The sequence below is a fragment of the Brachyspira sp. genome (genome assembly GCF_050873525.1).
Taxonomy (GTDB): Bacteria; Spirochaetota; Brachyspiria; order Brachyspirales; family Brachyspiraceae; genus Brachyspira.
On record NZ_JBNMIZ010000028.1, the window covers coordinates 1 to 18,331 of the forward strand.

The following is an 18,331-nucleotide window of genomic DNA, read 5'->3' on the forward strand; positions in this document are numbered from 1 at the left end:
GTATATTAATCGTTTATTTACTAATTTCATTTTATTCAAAAAAATATATTTACGATTCCATTGAAGAAATTCCATATAACGAAGTCGCTTTGGTATTGGGAACGAGCAAATATTTATATAACGGAAAAGTGAATATGTATTTCAAATTTAGAATGGACGCCGCCTACGAATTATATAAAAACGGAAAGATAAAATTTATTTTGGTAAGCGGAGACAATAGACATCGATTTTATAACGAGCCGAGGCAAATGCGTTTGGATTTGATAAGGCTGGGAGTCGATAAAAAACATATATTTTTGGATTTCGCTGGATTTAGAACGAGAGATTCTATTATAAGGGCAAATAAAGTTTTTAATCTCACTAATTTTACGATAGTTTCTCAGCCTTTCCATAACGAGCGAGCGATTTTTATAGCAAGACAGAAAAATATAAACGCTGTCGCTTATAACGCTCATAATGTGAGAAAATTATATAGATTAAGACAATTTCCGAGAGAATTGGCTGCAAGAATTTTAATGATTTTCGATATCATTTTTAATAAACCGCCGAAATTTTACGGAGACAATATAACTATAGAAGAAGCAAAAGAATCGGAAAATAAAAAAAGCAATAAAATTGATAAAAATAATTTTAAATAAAAAGGATTATAAATGACATCTCAATTACTAACTCAACTGCTTCAGGCTTTATCTTTGCTTTCCGTTCTTTTATTAATCGGAACTTTTTTAAGAGCGAAAGTTAAATTATTTCAAAGTTTATATTTGCCCGCTTCCGTTATAGGAGGTTTTATCGGAATGATAATCTCTCACGAAATTTTGGGAAGATTTTCAAGTTTTTCAATTTCCGAAGAATGGATTAAAACTTATTCTTTACTTCCCGGAATTTTATCCGTTCCTATTTTTGCCGCTATTCCTTTAGGGATGTTTTTAAATAATTCAAATAATTTAAACGAAAAGAAAAATATTAAATCTCTCTATCCATCAAAAGTCCTTATTTGTTTCGGTTTGTTTCAATGCGCCTCTATGTCTCAATCGGCAATAGGATACGCGACTAATATGTTTTTCAGTAAAATAAATCCTCAATTAAATATGTATAGAACTTTCGGCTACGAATTGTCGGCGGGATTTGCTGGAGGACATGGACTCGCCTCTTCTACAGGAAAATTGCTTGAAAGTTTTGGAATTCCACAATATGAATGGGAAATTGCTCAAGGAGTCGCTATGACTACGGCAACCGTTGGATTAATCGGCGGAATGATTTTTGGAATCATATTTATAAATATTGCCGTTAGAAAAAATAAAACCAATATTATAAAGAAGATAAAAAAAAATGACGCCAATAAAAGTATGGGAATCGGATATAATAAAGATATTTCTAAACAAAATACTTTGGGAAGAGAAACTTTTTTAAGCTCTTCGATAGAAACGATAACTTTTCATTTGGCGATTATTTTTGCCGTATGCGGAATCGCTTATATAGTTTTGAATTTCGTAAAAAAAATGAATATCGCTGGTTTGAATGTTCTTCCCGTATGGACTTATTCGATGATAATAATGTTCGCTTTGAATTTTCTAATAAAAAAATTAAATTTGACTTGGATGATTGACGCAAAAGTGAAAGCAAAAATCATGGGAACTTTAAGCGATTTTGCAATAGTTTCGGCAATAACGAGTTTACCGATAAAGGCGATAATGAATTATATCGCGCCAATAACGGTTATGTGCATATTGGGTTTTATAATAACTTATTTGCTCGTTTTTCCGCTCGGAGATTTTTTCTTTAAAGAAGATTATTCTTTTGAAAGAGCGATTATATCTTGGGGAACTTTGACGGGAGTATTGATAACTGGAATGACATTATTAAAAATATGTGACCCCGAATATAAATCTCCCGCGTTAAGCGAATTCTCGCTCGGATTTTCTTTAATGTCGGTAACTGGGCTTTTAATCGTCCCAATATTGAATACGGTTTTGGCGGTTGGTTCGACTTTCGATAATTTTATTACGGCGGTTATAACGGCAGTATTATATTTCGCTTTCGCATTTGCAGTATTTTTGATAAATAAAAAAGCGAATATTTAAATATTAAAAATATTAAAAACTACATAAACAATCAAACAATCGGACTTGACTTTTAATTATGGTTTAATATAATAAACATATTCTTAAAATTTTTAAATAAAGCTATGATTTTAGCATTATATCTGGAGGAAATTAAAATGACTAAAATAATAAAAAATAAAACAATATTAAGCGTAATTTTATTTGTAAGCATTTTTTCAGTTTCTGTATACGCGGTTGAAAGAAAATATATTCCAAATACCGCCGATGCAGTTATTTCTTTTAATTTGGATAATTTATCTAAAAAAGCGGAAGGCAATTTGCAGCAAATGTTAAATTCTTTACTTATGCAAAGTTTAGCGGACAGATTTTTGGAAACGAGAAACGATGAAGCGGTTGCCGAAGCTATGACAAACAAACTCGCTCAATTATTCGATTTTTCAAAAGATTCTAAAATAATTTTTCTAAATGATTACGGAAAATTATCTTTAATGGTAGATATTTTGGATATTACGGAATTGGATAAAGTAATGATAAAGATTGCAAGTCAGGAAGATAAATTAATTTCTTTTTCCACAAATGCAAATTACAGATATTTAAGCCTTGACGAAAACACATTAATATCTTGGAACAACGAAATATTTACCGTTTCTTTAAGAGGATTATTTTTTGAAGACAACGATAATATAATAGATTCCGCCGAAAATATTTTTAAAGGAGTCGGACTCGAAAACGAATATTTTATTTCTTTGGAAAACGAAACTAACGATTGTTATGTTTGGATGGATTTGTCATTTTTATCCGAAAACGAAGGTTCTTTATTTGAATTATTATTAGAATTAGCGGGGGATATGCCCGAAAGTTCTAAAGATATTTACAAAGACGGAGTTTTAACGGGAAAGATTAATTTTAATAACGGAACTGCAGATATGGTTTTTGACACTTATATTCCAAATAATACTTACGATTTTTCTTCTCTAAAAAAACAGTTGTCGGAAAATATATTAAAATTCGTAAACGGAAATAATAATTACGGATTTTTATCTTTCGCTTTTAATACTTCGGCGCTTTCAAAAATATTCGGCGATATGAATTATATTAGTTTATTATTTGATGACGAAAAAGCCAATCAAGTAGAAAAAGAACTTGGATTAGACGATGCAAAATTATTCGAACTTTTAGGAGGAGATGTTTTTGTATCGGGCTGGGAAATTGAAGATAATAAAAATGTATTATTATTTTCAATATCTATAACGGACGAAGAAACGGGTAAAAAAATATTGGATATTTTATCGGATAGTAAAGAAGGCGATATTTATATTATAGACGGAGATTATTATTATATAAAAGATTCTATTCTCTATATGGTTAATGAAAAAAGCGTTATTGATTCTATAGTCAGAGGCGAAGTTCCTAATTCAAAATTAGACGAAAATAAATTGAAATTGGCAAGAGAAAATATGTTTTCTTTTGATATCGAATTCGCTCCGTTCTTGGAATTGCTTTTCGGTTCGGATAGTTCCGATGTCGAAGGATTTGAATCTATATATTTAACTTCAAATATTATAGATAATAAGCATACTCAAACTATAATTAAATTGGACGCTAACGATAAAACTAAAAATATTCTTACGGTTATAAAATCTTTATTTACCGAATAACTGAAAGCGAAGAATAATTTATAATAAAATTAAATGTGAGATTAGACGAATATCTTTTCAAAAACGGCTATACGATAAGCAGAGCGAAAGCGCAGGATATAATTCTTGCGGGCTGCGTTTTTGTAAATGATATTAAAGTCACTTCAAAATCTCAAAATATAAAAGACGCAGATAAAATCGATATTATTCAAAACAGAAAATATGTTTCCCGAGCTGGCGACAAATTGGAAAAAGCGTTTTTGGAATTCGATATTTCGGTTAAAGATAAAATATGTTTGGATATAGGCGCGTCCACGGGCGGATTTACCGACTGCCTTCTTCAAAACGGCGCTAAAAAAGTTTACGCTTTGGATGTCGGGCATAATCAACTTGTTTATAAATTAAGAAACGATAAAAGAGTTATTTCGATTGAAGATTTCAACGCTAAAGATATAAAAAAAGAAATGTTTGAAGAATATCCTTCCGCTATCGTAAGCGATGTTTCTTTTATTTCGATAACAAAAATAGCTCCCGTTATTTATAAAGAATTTGAAGATTTGGAATTTTGGATTAGTTTGATTAAACCGCAATTTGAAGCTGAAAAATCCGAAATACCGAAAGGCGGAATCATAAGAGACGATATATTGAGGAAAAATATTGTGAGTAAAGCGATAAAAAAAATTGAAGAAATCGGCTTTAAAGAAATTAATCGAACAATCTCGCCGATAAAAGGAACTAAAGGCAATATTGAATATTTGGCTTATTTTGTAAGAAATAAATAATTTAATTTTATTTATTCGATGTTCGCATGCTATAGATTTTATAATCTTCGTAAAATGCGTCTAAATCGTTTACTATCAAATTTCCTTTTTCCGATATTGAAATCGATTTTATTTTTTCTAGTTCATTTTCAATATTTTCATTATAATCAATTCCAATGATAGAACAAATATCGTAAATGTTATATGGAAATTCTATTCTTTTAATATCTTTAAATAAAAGTTCGTTTTTTATAAGCGCTTCGATAATTATAATAAATTTGCTTGTCATATTATTCGCATTGAAAGCTTTTATTCTCGAAATCGTGCTATGTATTCTCATACTCATTACTTTTGTCAAATATAGTCTTATATTTTTATCGACATATAATAGATTTATAATCTCTTCTTTCTTCACGGATTGAATGATAGAATCCTGCAAAATTATAGCAGTAGTCGAAAGCGCTTGATTTTTAGAAGCTGGAGCGTATCCGTTAATAATATCTCCGTCAATTGCGATTCTTCTCGTAACCTGCTTGGAATTAAAAATATTATAAACTCCGACTTTTCCATATTTTATTATATACAAATTATCTGCGCTTTGAATTTCCGTATATAAACAGTAGCCTTTTTTATATTTGTAAACATTATTGTCTATAAGTTCGGGTTCTTTGAAATCTTTTATTAAAGGCTCGAGTTCCAAAATTAATTTTTCAACTTCTTCATTGTTATTAGATTTTTTATAATCGTTAAATATTTTATAAGCTGCTCCGTATAATCCGTTATTATAATAAATTTTTCCCATCTCTACTATATTGGAAGCTTTTGCATCGAATTGAATATATGGTTTATTCGCTTTATTCAAAAAATAGTAATATCTGTCGAGCCATCTTTCCAAATTAAGAAGCAAATAATTATACATTTTATTTATTATATTTCGATTGTTTATATTTTCTATTTCTTGAACATTCATTTCCAAAAGTTCGACATCTTCGATTGCCTTTACCGTTGCGCTAAACGGTTCGTTAATTACCGCGTTGAAAAATCCTATAATCTCTCCCGCTTTATATTCTACCGCGTAATTATCTGCAAAATCATTGTATGCGACTACCGTTCCCAAAAGGATTATATAAAAAGTATGTTTAGGCTCTTGTCCTTCTATAAAAATTATGGAATCTTTTTTAAATTTTACGGTTTTTGAATTGCTCATATTTTTAACCCATTAAATATTTTTACTTTATTTTAATATAAACCGATAAATATAGAATAGATAAAAAATAAAACGCGATTTTTATTATTTAATTATTAAAAAATACCACTCCTTTTTTTAAAATAATATTCGCGTATATTTCAAGTTCGCTTGTGGCAACTATAGCATAAACTTTTTTGCATCTATCGTAAAATTTAAATCTTTCCAAATATTCGTATTCAATCTTTTGATGTTCTTCTATTATTTCTTTATATTTACTCCACACGATAGGCTCTCTTCCAAAATCGGCATTCGGCTGCATTAAAATAGCGGGTTTATCTACAAAAGTGTCTAACGGAAAAAAGGGAATAATAGCTTTTAAAATAGCAGGAATTCCAACTCCGTCAAGCCTTATTATTTTTTTTACATCATAATCATGAGCTGGGAAATTACCGTCTGCAAAAAGTATTTCGCTACCATGTCCCATTTCATATAATACCTTTAAAAGTTCTGGAGAAATTACAGGGCCTATTCCTTTTAACATAAAATTTCCTTAAATTAATAATTATTTTTTAATTATTAAAGGGGGGCGTTAACCCCCTAATAATTTTTTTGATTTAATTATTTTGAAACTTTTCCAAATAAAGGTCCAAAATGTTTGCAGGCTCTGAAGTCCGCACCTTCCAAATCTTTAGTTCCGAAAGACTTCCATGCTTTTGGTCTAAATATTCTTTCTTCGCTCACATTATGCATACTAACTGGAATACGCAACATAGAAGCCAATGTAATTAAATCCGCTCCTATATGTCCGTAAGCAGCGGCGCAATGATTAGCTCCCCAATCGTTCATAACGGAATAAACATCTTTAAAAGAATCTTTACCCGTTAATATAGGCGCAAACCATGTTGTTGGCCATGTAGAGTCGGTTCTTTTATTAATTATATCGAATATTTTGCCGTCTATATTAACCGCATAACCTTCCGCTATTTGTAAAACTGGTCCATAACCTTTAACCAAATTAAGTCTTATAGCCGTCATTGGCATCTCGCCTTTCGTTAGGAAAGTGGAAGAAAATCCGCCTCCTCTAAAATATTCTCTATTAGCTGGAGAAAACTCCGTAGCCTTAACGCAGTTTTTAGCTTCTTCCTTGCTAATATTCCAATATTCTTTTAAAGAAGGTTTACCGTTTGTTTTTTGCTCTCCCGTCCAATCCAAAGACGCCGCGCCAGAATTGATTAAATGTATTATGCCGTTTTTAGCTTTTCCAGTAAGTTCCTTTCCAGTAACTCTTTTAACCGCTTCTGGACTCCAATAGGTTCTAACATCCGCAAATAATTGAGATTTATTAGTAAGCAAATGAGCAAAAAGCATAGAGAGCCCGTTTAAAGAATCGTTTTCTGTAGCCAATACATAAGGTTCTCTTATTCCGTTCCAATCGAAAGAAGAATTCAATATGGCTTCCGCAAAGTCGCCGTTAGGCATGTAATCTGTCCAATGTCTCTGTCCCTGAAAACCTCCGACTATGGCGTTATGTCCTTGCGCTTCTTCTATATATCCCATTTCGGCTAATTTTTTATTTCCAACCATTAAGTCGCGCATTATCATAGCCATTTTTATCGAAACAGCCCATTCTTCCTCTTTTTGTTTATCGGTAGCTTTTACTTTATTATTGTCTTTTCCAATTTTGCATTGTTTAGCCCAATCCAAAGCTTTTTCAAACTCTTCTTTATCGTATATATTTAATTCTAGTCTTCTCTTTATTTCGCTCATATCAACGAATTCCGTTCTCATTCCCAAATAGTCGAGTAAGAATTCGGCATCAACCATAGAACCCATAATTCCCATAGCCACATATCCCATACTTAAATAGGATTGATTTTTCATCGTAGCTACGGCAAGTCCCGCTTTGACAAAACGAAGTATTTTCTCTTTAACATCCGCTGGAACTTTTGTGTCTCCCGCGTCTTGAACATCCTTTCCGTATATTGAGAATACTGGCAAGCCTAATTGAGTATGTCCAGCGTCCGCAGCCGCCAAATATACCGCCCCAGGTCTTTCCGTTCCGTTGAATCCCCATATAGCTTTTGGAATACTCGGAGTAACATCTATAGTTTCCGAACCGTAACACCAGCATGGAGTAACCGTTAACGTTAGCGCCACGCCGTTTTCTTCAAATTTTTTCTGACATCTCGCTGCTTCGGCGACTCCTCCGATTGTGGTATCGGATATAACGCACTCTACTTTTTCTCCGCTTGGATGCCTTAAATTATCTTCAATCAATTTTGCCGCTATTTTAGCCATATTCATAGTGGTATCTTCTAGCGATTCTCTGACTCCGTTTCTTCTTCCGTCTATAACGGGTCTTATTCCAACTTTAGGTAAATTATTTTGCATTCTAAACATTTATTTTTATCTCCTTAAAATCGTATAGCATTATTCATACAATAACTGCGCTATATCGGGGTCGTCAATATTGGTTTTATCATACCATTCGGCGCCTGTATCGACATTATTAACGGATTCGCCTTTTGAAGCTTTAACCGCTAAACTAACCGCCTGATATCCTATTTGATAAGGGTTTTGAGTAACAGAACCCAATATTATACCGCTTCTTATAGCGTCTAATTGAGGTTTGCCAGAATCAAATCCCATAACTACCAGATTGCCTCCGTCTTGAGCGTCTCCAACTATAGTATTGGCTGCTCCAGCTTCCGCGCTTTTATAAACTACTAAAAAGCCTCTCGCCATAGCTTCGTTTGAAAGATATATTCCTAAAACGCTTTTGCCTCTTAATGCATTAACTTCATTTGCTATATCGGCTTCATTTTGAGTGGTTGGAACTATAACTTGCAAAACATATTTATTTGCGGTCGTTTGGTCGGAATCCGCCAACTGTTTAAATCTGTTTACAAATCCTTCGGCTCTTCCTATTCCCGTGTCGGAGTTATCCAATTGAAGAACGGCAATTTTAGCTTTATTTCCCGTAGTAAAATTAGCGATTCTGCCTTTTATTTCTTCAAACATTCTTTCCGCTACTACCGCCGCTGCGGCTCTATTATCGGTTGAAGCCGTAGCCAATACGACTCCTTGAGCTTGGTCGGGAAGTATTCCGCTGTCAAAACCTATTAGAGGAATATTCTTTTCTTTAATTCTTCTAACTTGTTCGGAAAAATCTCCAGTTACAGCCGCAAAAGCTATGGCATCGGGATTTTTATTTATCTCGCTATCAAGCAAATCCTGCTGCACTTTTGAATCCGATTCCGTTTCAGGTCCGACAAAACTGATTTTTACGCCGTTTTCTTTAGCGGCATCTTCCGCTCCTTTTCTAACCGTTACCCAAAACTTGTGCTGAAAACCTTTAGATATAACGGCTATATAAGGTTCTTTGTTTCCGCAGCTTGTAAAAATAAGAGCGGAGGCTATTAATGTTGTTGTTAGTAAGAAAATCTTTTTCATTTCTTTACTCCTTGTTTAAATTTTTTTATAAAAAATATAAAATAACCGCTTACTTTATACTTTTTTTCTCTTCTATTAATTTGCCGATTTCCGATTTAATATTTTTTATATCTTCCGAATAATCTTTAGTTTTATCGGACATCATATAATCTATTTTTATTCTTAAATCTTCTATGTTATTTTCCAATATTTCTAATTTCTCTTTTTTAGGGTCAAGTTTTTTCACTATATCCGACATTTTTATTCTATAAACATCTATAAGAACCGCTATTATAACGACTATTCCTATTGTAAAGTATTGGAAAAATTGTTCGACTCCTACAGAAGGAAGCCCAACTTTTAGAACGGACATTATATAAACGCCTATTATCGTTCCTACTATCGAACCTACGCCTCCAGAAAGAGAAGTTCCTCCGATTACTACTGCTGCTATAGCGTCAAATTCATAACCTTGTCCCGCTCCAGGAGATATGCTAGAATAACTTGCCGCAAAAGCCAAACCTCCCAATCCACAGAAAAATCCCGTGATAGTATAAGCTATGATTTTCCATTTTTTAGTTTTTATGCCCGAAAGTCTTGCAGCTTCTTCGTTGCTTCCTAAAGCGAATACATAGCGTCCAATGATAGTTTTTCTTAAAACGATAATTGATATTATTGCAAATATTAAAAGAATTATAAAACCAGACGGAAAATTCGATTGAGTGGCGTTAAATAAAACTCTAAACCATCCGTATTCTGGGTCGGTTATAGTCGGATAATAAATTGTTTGAGATTTTGAAACTATTCCAGAAAGCCCTTTTGTAACCATTAGCATACCTAATGTGGCTATAAACGGAGGAAGATGAAAGTAGGCTATTAAAACTCCGTTGATTATTCCGCCCAAAGTCGCAACCAATATTACTATTAAAATAACAAGCCACATAGGAGTTTGAAAATTATTTATCATAACTCCGCCAACCATCGCCGAAAATAGAGAAAGAGAGCCGATTGACAAATCTATTCCTCCAGTTATTATTACAAAAGTTACTCCTATCGCTAAAAATCCTATAAAATAAGAATTTCTTAATATTAAAGAAAAAGTGTCAAAAGTAAAGAAATTTCTTCCCGCAATTACAAAAAATATATACAAAATAAGAAGAGCGACTATAGTCAAGAATTTTTGCAAGCCGTTATTTCTTAAATATATTAAAGAACTTCTTATTCTTCTTCTAACTTTAGCCTTTAAGCAAAGATTTCCTTCAAAAGTATTCGTTTCTTTATTATACATATAATTCTCCGATTATTTTTATTTCAATATTTTATATATTTTATATTTTTATTTTAGCGCATAGTCGCATATTTCATTATATCGTCTTGCGTAGCGCCTTTTATATCTAATTCTCCCGTCTTTTTTCCTTCGGACATAATTAAAATTCTATCGCTCATTCTCAAAATTTCCACTAAATCTGAAGAAATCATTATTATAGATTTTCCCATAGAAACCAGCCTTTCCATAAGACTATATATTTCGCTTCTCGCTCCGACATCTATTCCTCTTGTAGGTTCGTCAAATATCAATATTTTGCATTCTTTAATTAGCCAATTAGCCACAACGACTTTCTGCTGATTTCCGCCCGAAAGATTTTTTACAAGCTGATTTATAGATGGAGTTCTTATATTCAAAGATTTAACTTCTTCTTCCGCTGCTTTATTAATATTTTTATCCTGCACCATCATAAGATGCGAAAATTTATTATAATTTCCCATCATTATATTATCAGAAACGGAAAGCCCTAAAGCCAAACCGTATCTCTTTCTGTCTTCGGATAAATATCCAATTCCGTTTTTTATAGCTTCTACGGGAGATTTTATATAAACTCGTTTTCCGTTAACATATATTTTTCCGTCTTCAAATTTATCTGCTCCAAAAATCGCTCTCGCCGTTTCGGTTCTGCCCGCTCCCATAAGTCCCGCAAATCCTAATATTTCCCCCTCTTTTAACGAAAAACTAATATTTTGAACTATTCCAGAAACCGTCAAATTTTCAACTCTTAAAACTTCTTTAGCGTCTTTTGGAACTTTACTTTCGGTTTTAGGCGTTTCATATATAACTCGTCCAACCATTAAATTAACGATTTCGTCTTTATTTGTTTCTTTAGTTATTTTAGTGTCTATATATTCTCCGTCTCTGATAACCGTAATTCTGTCGGATATAATAAATAATTCTTCCAAACGATGAGATATATAAACTATCGAAACTCCAGTTAATTGCAAATCTTTAATAATTCTAAATAATTCTTTCGTTTCCGCATCCGTTAAAGCGGCGGTAGGTTCATCCAATATTAAAATTTTAGAATTATGAATCAAAGATTTTGCTATTTCCACAAGCTGTTGCTTTCCAACGGTTAAAGAGCCTATTTTATCTGTAGGATTTATATCCACATTCATGCCTTTAAATATGGATTTTGCCCTTTTAATCATTAAATTATCATCTATTAAACCAATGGAATTTAAAGGTTCATGTCCTATAAAAATATTTTGAGCTACCGTTAAATGATTCATTAAATTTAATTCTTGATGAACTATCGATATTCCCTGTTCTTCCGCTTCCTTTGGACTATTTATTTCGAGATGTTTTCCAAAATATTCTATAGTTCCAGCGTCTTTTTTATATATTCCCGATAAAATTTTCATAAGAGTAGATTTGCCAGCGCCGTTTTCACCGATTAAAGCCAGTATTTCGCCTTCTTTTAGAGAAAAATTAAAGTTTTTTAGGGCATAAACTCCCTTAAATCTTTTCTCTATGCCCGTCATTTTTAGAATTATTTTATCATCCATAGAATAATTTGCCTATATTTTTTATTTTTATATTATAATAGTATAGTCAAAAAATTTTATTTGTCAAGAGCTTTTGATTTTTTTTCTAAAAAAAATTATTGTTTTATCAATATGTAGTTATATATTTAATTTTTTGTATAAATAATAAAAAAATTTTATAATTTTCTTGATTTTTAATAAATAATGTATTATACTATAATGCATATTAATAAAATTAATTTTTTGAGGAAATTTTATGTCCGAACAATTTTATTCTATCGCATGCGATTTTGGTTCTTCTGGCGGAAAGATATTTTTATCAAAATTTCAAAATAATAAAATGACATTAGAAGAAATACATAGATTTTCATTGAATCCTATAAAAATTAATAATTATTACTACACCGACACTATATTCATGTATTCAGAATTACTTAAAGGAGTTAAAAAAGTAATTGAAATGGGGATACAGCCTAATTCGTTGGGTATAAATTCTTGGGGAGTCGATTACGGATATATAGATAAAAACGGAGAGTTGATAGCAAATCCTATAAATTATAGAGATACAAGAACCATAGACACAATTAAAAAACTTGAAAAAATAGGTTTAGGAGCGAAAGAACTTTATAAAATAACGGGAATATCATGCATGCCTTTTAATACGATAATGCAAATATATCAAGATTTAGAAGAAAGACATGATATAATAAAAAATGCCAAAACGCTGCTATTTACGCCCGATTTGTTTGCATATTTTTTAACGGGAAACATATCCGCCGAATATACTATAGCTTCGACTTCTCAACTTATGGATATAAATAAAAGAGAATGGTCTGAAGAAATTTTTGAAAAGATAAATTTTGATATTAAAAAAATGCCGAATTTTATTAATACGGGAGACAAAAAAGGAATTCTAAAAAAAGAAATATCCGATTATTTAGGCTGCAAACCTTTCGATATAATAGCGGTAGCCTCGCATGATACGGCTTCGGCTGTTTTATCCGCTCCTATTAAAAATGAAAATTCCGCATATTTATCCTGCGGTTCATGGTCATTGCTTGGAGTTGAATTGAAAAAACCTATATTAACGGACGAAGCTTTTAATAACGGTTTTACAAATGAAACGGGCTATAATAATACAATAAGATTTTTAGAAAATATAAACGGACTTTGGATTATTCAACTTCTTCAAAAAAAATATAATATCTCTTTTAACGAAATGGAAAAATTGGCTGAAAATAATATAGATACGAAATATAGAATAGATATTAACGATAACAGATTTTATAATCCTACAGATATAGAAGACGAGATAATAAATTATTATAAAGAAACAAATCAAAAATTTATTGAAAAAGAATACAGAGGCATTATAATATCTTCGGTTTATAATTCTTTATCCGACAGTTATGCAAAATATATAGAAAGTCTTAAAAATATTCTGGGTAAAAATATAGACACTTTGCATATTGTCGGAGGAGGAAGCAGAGATAAACTAATATGCAAACTAACCAAAGAAAAAACCAATATAAAAGTTATCGTTGGACCAGTAGAATGCACGGCGGTTGGAAATATATTGGCTCAATTTAAATCTTTAGGTTTATTGAAAGATATTAATGAAATGAGAGAATTAGTAATAAAAAGTTTCGATATAAAAGAAATATAAAATATAAATAAAAAAAGGATAAAATAAATGGCTAAAAAAACGGTAAAAAAAATAATCAAAAAAACAATAAATAAAAACAATTCTAATAACAGAAAAGATTTGGCTAAACAGATAATAGAATCCTGCTTAAAAATGAGAGCGGACGGAGTTAATCAAGGAACTGCGGGAAATATAAGCGTTCGATATAAAGACGGAATGCTCATAACTCCTTCGGGAATGCCTTACGAGATTATGAAACCAGACGATATAGTTTTTGTGGATTCAAACGGAGAAGCGGAAAAAGATAAAATTCCTTCAAGCGAATGGAGATTTCATTTATCGATTCTTAAAGATAATCCTAATTTCAACGCGGTAATACATAATCATGCCGTTTATTCTTCAATGGTTTCGATACTAAATATTGATTATATACCAGCGATACATTATATGGTTGGAGTCGCGGGCGGAAATAAAATTCCTTGCGCTAAATATGCAACTTACGGAACGCAGGAATTATGCGATAATATTTCTGTTGCGATGAAAGGTTATAAAGCCTGCATATTGAATAATCATGGTTTGGTTGCGGCGGATGAGAATCTTCAAAAAGCTTATCATGTAATGATGGAAGTAGAAAATTTGGCGAGATTATATATTGGCGTGAAAACCATAGGGAATTTTTCAATTTTGCCTGACAGCGAAATGGAAATAGTTTTGGAAAAATTTAAAAATTACGGCTTGAATGTAAAACATAAAAGTAAATCCTAAAAATATAATAAATCAAATAATTAAATTAAAAGGAGAATTAAAATGGCTAGATTTATTTTAAATGAAACGAGTTATTTTGGAGCGGGAATAAGAAACGAGCTTGCTAACGAAGTTAAAGCGAGAGGTTTTAAAAAGGCGCTTTTGGTTAGCGATAAGGTTTTGGATTCTTGCGGAGTATTAAAAAAAGTGAAAGATGTATTGGATAAAGGCAATATATCTTACGAAACATTTTTGGATATTAAACAAAATCCTACAATAAAAAACTGTAAGGAAGGACTTGCAGCTTTTAATAAAGCTGGTGCAGATTTTTTGATTGCGGTAGGCGGCGGTTCTGTAATGGATGTCGCAAAGGCTATAGGAATAACCAAAAATAATCCCGAGTTTGAAGATGTTAAATCTCTCGAAGGCGTTGCGAATACTAAAAATAAAAGCGTTCCTATAATGGCATTACCGACTACTTGCGGAACGGCGGCGGAAGTTACTATTAATTATGTTATAATAGACGAAGAAGAAAATAGAAAAATGGTTTGCGTTGACCCTAAAGATATTCCTATAATAGCTTTAGTGGACGCCGAACTCATGGCTTCTATGCCAAATAGTCTCGTTGCGGCGACTGGAATGGACGCTCTTACTCATGCCATAGAAGGATATATTACAAAAGGAGCGCATACTATTTCCGATATGTTCGAATATAAAGCAATGCAGCTTATTTCAAAACATTTAAGAGGCGCTGTAAAAGATAAAAATATGACAGATATGGATGGAATGAGTATAGCTCAATATGTCGCTGGAATGGGATTTAGCAATGTCGGACTCGGAATAGTTCATTCTATGGCGCATCCGCTCGGAGCGATATTCGATATTCCACATGGAGTAGCAAATGCCGTTCTCTTGCCTATAGTTATGGAATTTAATATGCCCGTTTGTATTGATAAATATGTTGATATAGCCGTTGCAATGGGGGAAAAAGTTGACGGACTTAATAAAGAAGACGCGGCTAAACTTGCGGTTGAAGCGGTTAAAAAACTTTCTAAAGATGTTAATATTCCCGCTAATTTAAGAGAATTAAAAATAAAAGAAGAAGATTTGCCAAGATTGGCTAAAGACGCTTTATCCGATGTATGCACTGGAGGTAATCCAAGAGATGTGACTTTGGAAGATATTTTGGCTTTATACAAAAAGGCTTATTAATATTTATTTTTATAGATATTAGAAAATAGTCATGCATTTTCATGTATGGCTATTTTTTTGATTAATATATAATTAAATATAAATTAAAAATTAGACATTATTTTTTCGTATTTTAATTTATCTTTATACATTTCTAAATATATTTTATATTTCGCTTCGTAATATTTTTTATTAGTTTTATCGGGTTTTATTAACTTTGCTTTTTTACTCATTTTAGACAACGCTTCTTTATAGTTTTTATATTCTCCAGAAGCAATCGAAGACAATATTGCGCTTCCAAATACTACCGCTTCTTCATGTCCCGGTATGTAAATATTATATTGGCATATATCTGCAAGTTCTTTCATAAATAGCTCGTTTTTTACAGCTCCCCCGCAAACTATTATAGAATTTATTTTATATCCGTTATTTATCGCCGTATCTATAATATTTTTTGTTCCGAAACATACGCTGTCTATTGTAGCCCAATATATTTTTGCCATAGAAACTATATCATCCGACATATTAAGTCCGATTTCCATGCCTCTTTCTTTTGAACTTGCTATTGGCGACCTATTGCCGTAATGATAATCTAAAATATGAATATCTTTTATAGAATATGGATTTTTTTTCTTTAATTTATTAACTTCAACATTTAATATTTGATATATATTTTGATTATTTTTTAGGCTTTTTATCAATTTATTATAATAAGGATGTTTTTTTATATTAAAATCTATTAAACTTCCGAAAGCGCTTTGTCCTCCTTCGTTTAGCCACATATTTGGAATCATTGCATTATAATAAGGTCCCCATACTCCTTGAACAAATATTGGTTTTTTGCTATTCATCATATGGCATGCCGAAGTCCCCGCGACTATTACTATAGAATTATTAACTTTATCTATTAAAGAACCGAGTCCTCCAGAATGAGCGTCTATCATACCAACGGCAACTTTAGTATTTATTGAAAGTCCCATTTCTTTACTGCTATTTTTAGTTAAATATCCTGCAAAAGCTCCGGGTTCTTTTACAGTATTTCCTATTTTATTTTTATCTATTAAATCTTCCAAACCTAAACTTTTAAAAAAATTTCTATCCCATTTATTTTTATGCGCCAAATATGTCCATTTGCATGCCAAAGTGCAGGAACTTCTTATATCGCTTCCGCATGCTTTATATTGCAAAAAGTCAGCCAAATCGAAGAATTGACTAACTCTATTATAACTTTTTGGAAGATTTCTTTTTAACCATAATATTTTTGGAATTTCCATCTCGAGACTTATTTTTCCTCCGACATATTTTAGGACATCATATTTTTTTGAATTAATTTCATCGGCTTCTTTTTTTGCCCTATGGTCCATCCACATTATTATATTCCAATAATCATCGCCTTCCCTATTAACGCTTACGGGATTATCATTTTTATCTATGGCTACAAGCGAGCAAGTGGCGTCAAAACCTATGGCTATAATATCGTTTTTATTTACATTTGCTATTTTTAAAACTTTCTTAACGGATTTGCAAACGCTATTCCATATATCTTTAGAAGATTGTTCTACAAAATTTCCTTCCGTATTTTTTATTTTTATATTTGTTGTGGCAAAACCTTTTTCATCGCCGTTTAAAGAAAAAATGCCCGCTCTTGCGCTTCCCGAACCGACATCTATGCCTATAACATATTTCATAATTAAATCTCCAATTATATTTATCGTTGTTTACTTTATTTATTTTCGCTTCCTCTTAAATAAAATCTCGCCGAATAATTATAAATTTGTTTAAGAGAATTTGAGGATTTTTGTTCCAATAAAACTTTAGCCGTATTTGCTCCTATATCGAAAGCGGGAAACACAACTTCGGATATTTGTATTCCTTCCACTTCCATTTTTGTCAGTTTATCAAAAACTATTATGGATATATCTTTTGGTATTGATAAATTGGATTCGTTTATCGCCTTTAATATTCCTATAGCCAAAATTTGATTTGCGGCAAGTATAGAATCAAAAACTACTTTATCGTTCAAAAGTTTTTTAACTATATTATATCCGCTTTGAATATCGCTAAAATTTCCATAGTAAACTCTATTGACGCTATCGTCTAAAAAATGATTCTTTATACTCTCAAGAAAACCGTCTCTTCTCTCTCGAGCGTTGCTTAAATCGGGACTTCCCGTTATTATAATCGGGTTTTTACTTCCGCCTTCTATCAATAAATCGGCGGCTTGCTTGGCGGCGCTAAAATTATCGGACAAACCTTTTATATATATAGAATCAAAATTTAAATCTCTATCGACAAGAGCTATAATATTAGAATTATCGCTTTCATAAGGCAAATTATCTCTTTTGCCCGATGCTGGAATCCATATTACGCCTATTCCGTTATCGTCTTTTATCCTTGAAAAAATTTTTATTTCTTCTTCCATCGATTCGTTGCTTAAATATATTTCAAAAGGAATATTTTTATTTTGAACCGTATAAACTACGCCGTTAAACAAATCCAAATAAAAACTATTATTTAAATTTGGTATTATTAGCATTATTTTTTTTATATAATTAAGATTTATGAATTGTTCTATTCCGTTAGATTCCAAAGCGTTTGCCAATTTTAACCTTGTCGATTCTTTTACGGAATTTGGATTTTTTAGCATACGAGATATTGTAGCAATGGATATTCCGCTCATTTCAGAAATTTCTCTTATTTTCACTTTGTTTCCTTTAATAATCGTATAAACTTTTAACATTTAACATTATAAAACATATATAAAAAAAATCAATAATAAATTCTTTTTGTAATTATATATATTAAATTTATTTTGAATTAATATTTATATCAAAATTTTATTAAACCAATTA

15 protein-coding genes are annotated in these 18,331 nt (G+C 31.5%); 7 read left to right on the forward strand and 8 right to left on the reverse strand.

All coding sequences use genetic code 11. The annotated features are described in order from the left end of the window. From ACR0QS_RS03610 to ACR0QS_RS03625, 4 genes are all read left to right on the forward strand, one after another. Positions 1-638 (forward strand): SanA/YdcF family protein (locus ACR0QS_RS03610; RefSeq protein ID WP_432632081.1); only part of this gene is annotated, 638 nt, incomplete at its 5' end. A 12-nt stretch (positions 639-650) separates the two neighbouring features. After that, positions 651-2,081 (forward strand): sodium/glutamate symporter, encoded by a 1,431-nt coding sequence (locus ACR0QS_RS03615; RefSeq protein ID WP_432632082.1) that lies wholly within the window; start codon positions 651-653, stop codon positions 2,079-2,081. 137 nt (positions 2,082-2,218) lie between these two features. Beyond that, complete coding sequence (locus ACR0QS_RS03620; RefSeq protein ID WP_432632083.1) at positions 2,219-3,721, forward strand: DUF4836 domain-containing protein; 1,503 nt, start codon at positions 2,219-2,221, stop codon at positions 3,719-3,721. A gap of 35 nt (positions 3,722-3,756) precedes the next feature. Then, on the forward strand, positions 3,757-4,482 hold the full coding sequence (locus tag ACR0QS_RS03625) for a TlyA family RNA methyltransferase (RefSeq protein ID WP_432632084.1): 726 nt from the start codon (positions 3,757-3,759) through the stop codon (positions 4,480-4,482). 7 nt (positions 4,483-4,489) lie between these two features. On the opposite strand, the gene ACR0QS_RS03630 is transcribed toward ACR0QS_RS03625, so the two are convergent. From ACR0QS_RS03630 to ACR0QS_RS03655, 6 genes are all read right to left on the reverse strand, one after another. Further along, a complete protein-coding gene (locus ACR0QS_RS03630) occupies positions 4,490-5,668 on the reverse strand; it encodes a cyclic nucleotide-binding domain-containing protein (protein WP_432632085.1) in 1,179 nt (392 codons plus the stop codon). A gap of 88 nt (positions 5,669-5,756) precedes the next feature. Next, positions 5,757-6,191 (reverse strand): RbsD/FucU family protein, encoded by a 435-nt coding sequence (locus ACR0QS_RS03635; protein ID WP_432632086.1) that lies wholly within the window; start codon positions 6,189-6,191, stop codon positions 5,757-5,759. Between the two features lie 77 nt (positions 6,192-6,268). After that, complete coding sequence (locus ACR0QS_RS03640) at positions 6,269-8,050, reverse strand: L-fucose isomerase (protein WP_432632087.1); 1,782 nt, start codon at positions 8,048-8,050, stop codon at positions 6,269-6,271. 30 nt (positions 8,051-8,080) lie between these two features. Then, positions 8,081-9,103 carry an ABC transporter substrate-binding protein gene (locus ACR0QS_RS03645; RefSeq protein WP_432632088.1) on the reverse strand — a complete coding sequence of 341 codons (1,023 nt, stop codon included), beginning with the start codon at positions 9,101-9,103 and terminating at the stop codon, positions 8,081-8,083. Between the two features lie 49 nt (positions 9,104-9,152). Next, positions 9,153-10,370 (reverse strand): ABC transporter permease subunit, encoded by a 1,218-nt coding sequence (locus tag ACR0QS_RS03650; protein WP_432632089.1) that lies wholly within the window; start codon positions 10,368-10,370, stop codon positions 9,153-9,155. A 53-nt stretch (positions 10,371-10,423) separates the two neighbouring features. Continuing rightward, on the reverse strand, positions 10,424-11,920 hold the full coding sequence (locus ACR0QS_RS03655; protein ID WP_432632090.1) for a sugar ABC transporter ATP-binding protein: 1,497 nt from the start codon (positions 11,918-11,920) through the stop codon (positions 10,424-10,426). 235 nt (positions 11,921-12,155) lie between these two features. Here ACR0QS_RS03655 and ACR0QS_RS03660 point away from each other — a divergent pair, with 235 nt between their 5' ends. From ACR0QS_RS03660 to fucO, 3 genes are read left to right on the forward strand one after another with little or no spacing between them, the layout of a single operon-like run. Further along, entirely contained in the window at positions 12,156-13,565 is a 1,410-nt protein-coding gene (locus tag ACR0QS_RS03660) for a rhamnulokinase (protein ID WP_432632091.1), read from the forward strand. A gap of 27 nt (positions 13,566-13,592) precedes the next feature. Then, complete coding sequence (locus tag ACR0QS_RS03665) at positions 13,593-14,309, forward strand: L-fuculose-phosphate aldolase (protein ID WP_432632092.1); 717 nt, start codon at positions 13,593-13,595, stop codon at positions 14,307-14,309. Positions 14,310-14,351: 42 nt separating this feature from the next. Continuing rightward, a complete protein-coding gene (gene fucO / locus ACR0QS_RS03670; RefSeq protein ID WP_432632093.1) occupies positions 14,352-15,500 on the forward strand; it encodes a lactaldehyde reductase in 1,149 nt (382 codons plus the stop codon). Positions 15,501-15,583: 83 nt separating this feature from the next. Here fucO and ACR0QS_RS03675 read toward each other — a convergent pair whose 3' ends face one another. Together ACR0QS_RS03675 and ACR0QS_RS03680 are read right to left on the reverse strand one after the other, a co-directional pair. After that, positions 15,584-17,167 (reverse strand): FGGY-family carbohydrate kinase, encoded by a 1,584-nt coding sequence (locus tag ACR0QS_RS03675; protein ID WP_432632094.1) that lies wholly within the window; start codon positions 17,165-17,167, stop codon positions 15,584-15,586. A gap of 35 nt (positions 17,168-17,202) precedes the next feature. Next, complete coding sequence (locus tag ACR0QS_RS03680; RefSeq protein WP_432632095.1) at positions 17,203-18,183, reverse strand: LacI family DNA-binding transcriptional regulator; 981 nt, start codon at positions 18,181-18,183, stop codon at positions 17,203-17,205. Positions 18,184-18,331: the final 148 nt, after the last annotated feature.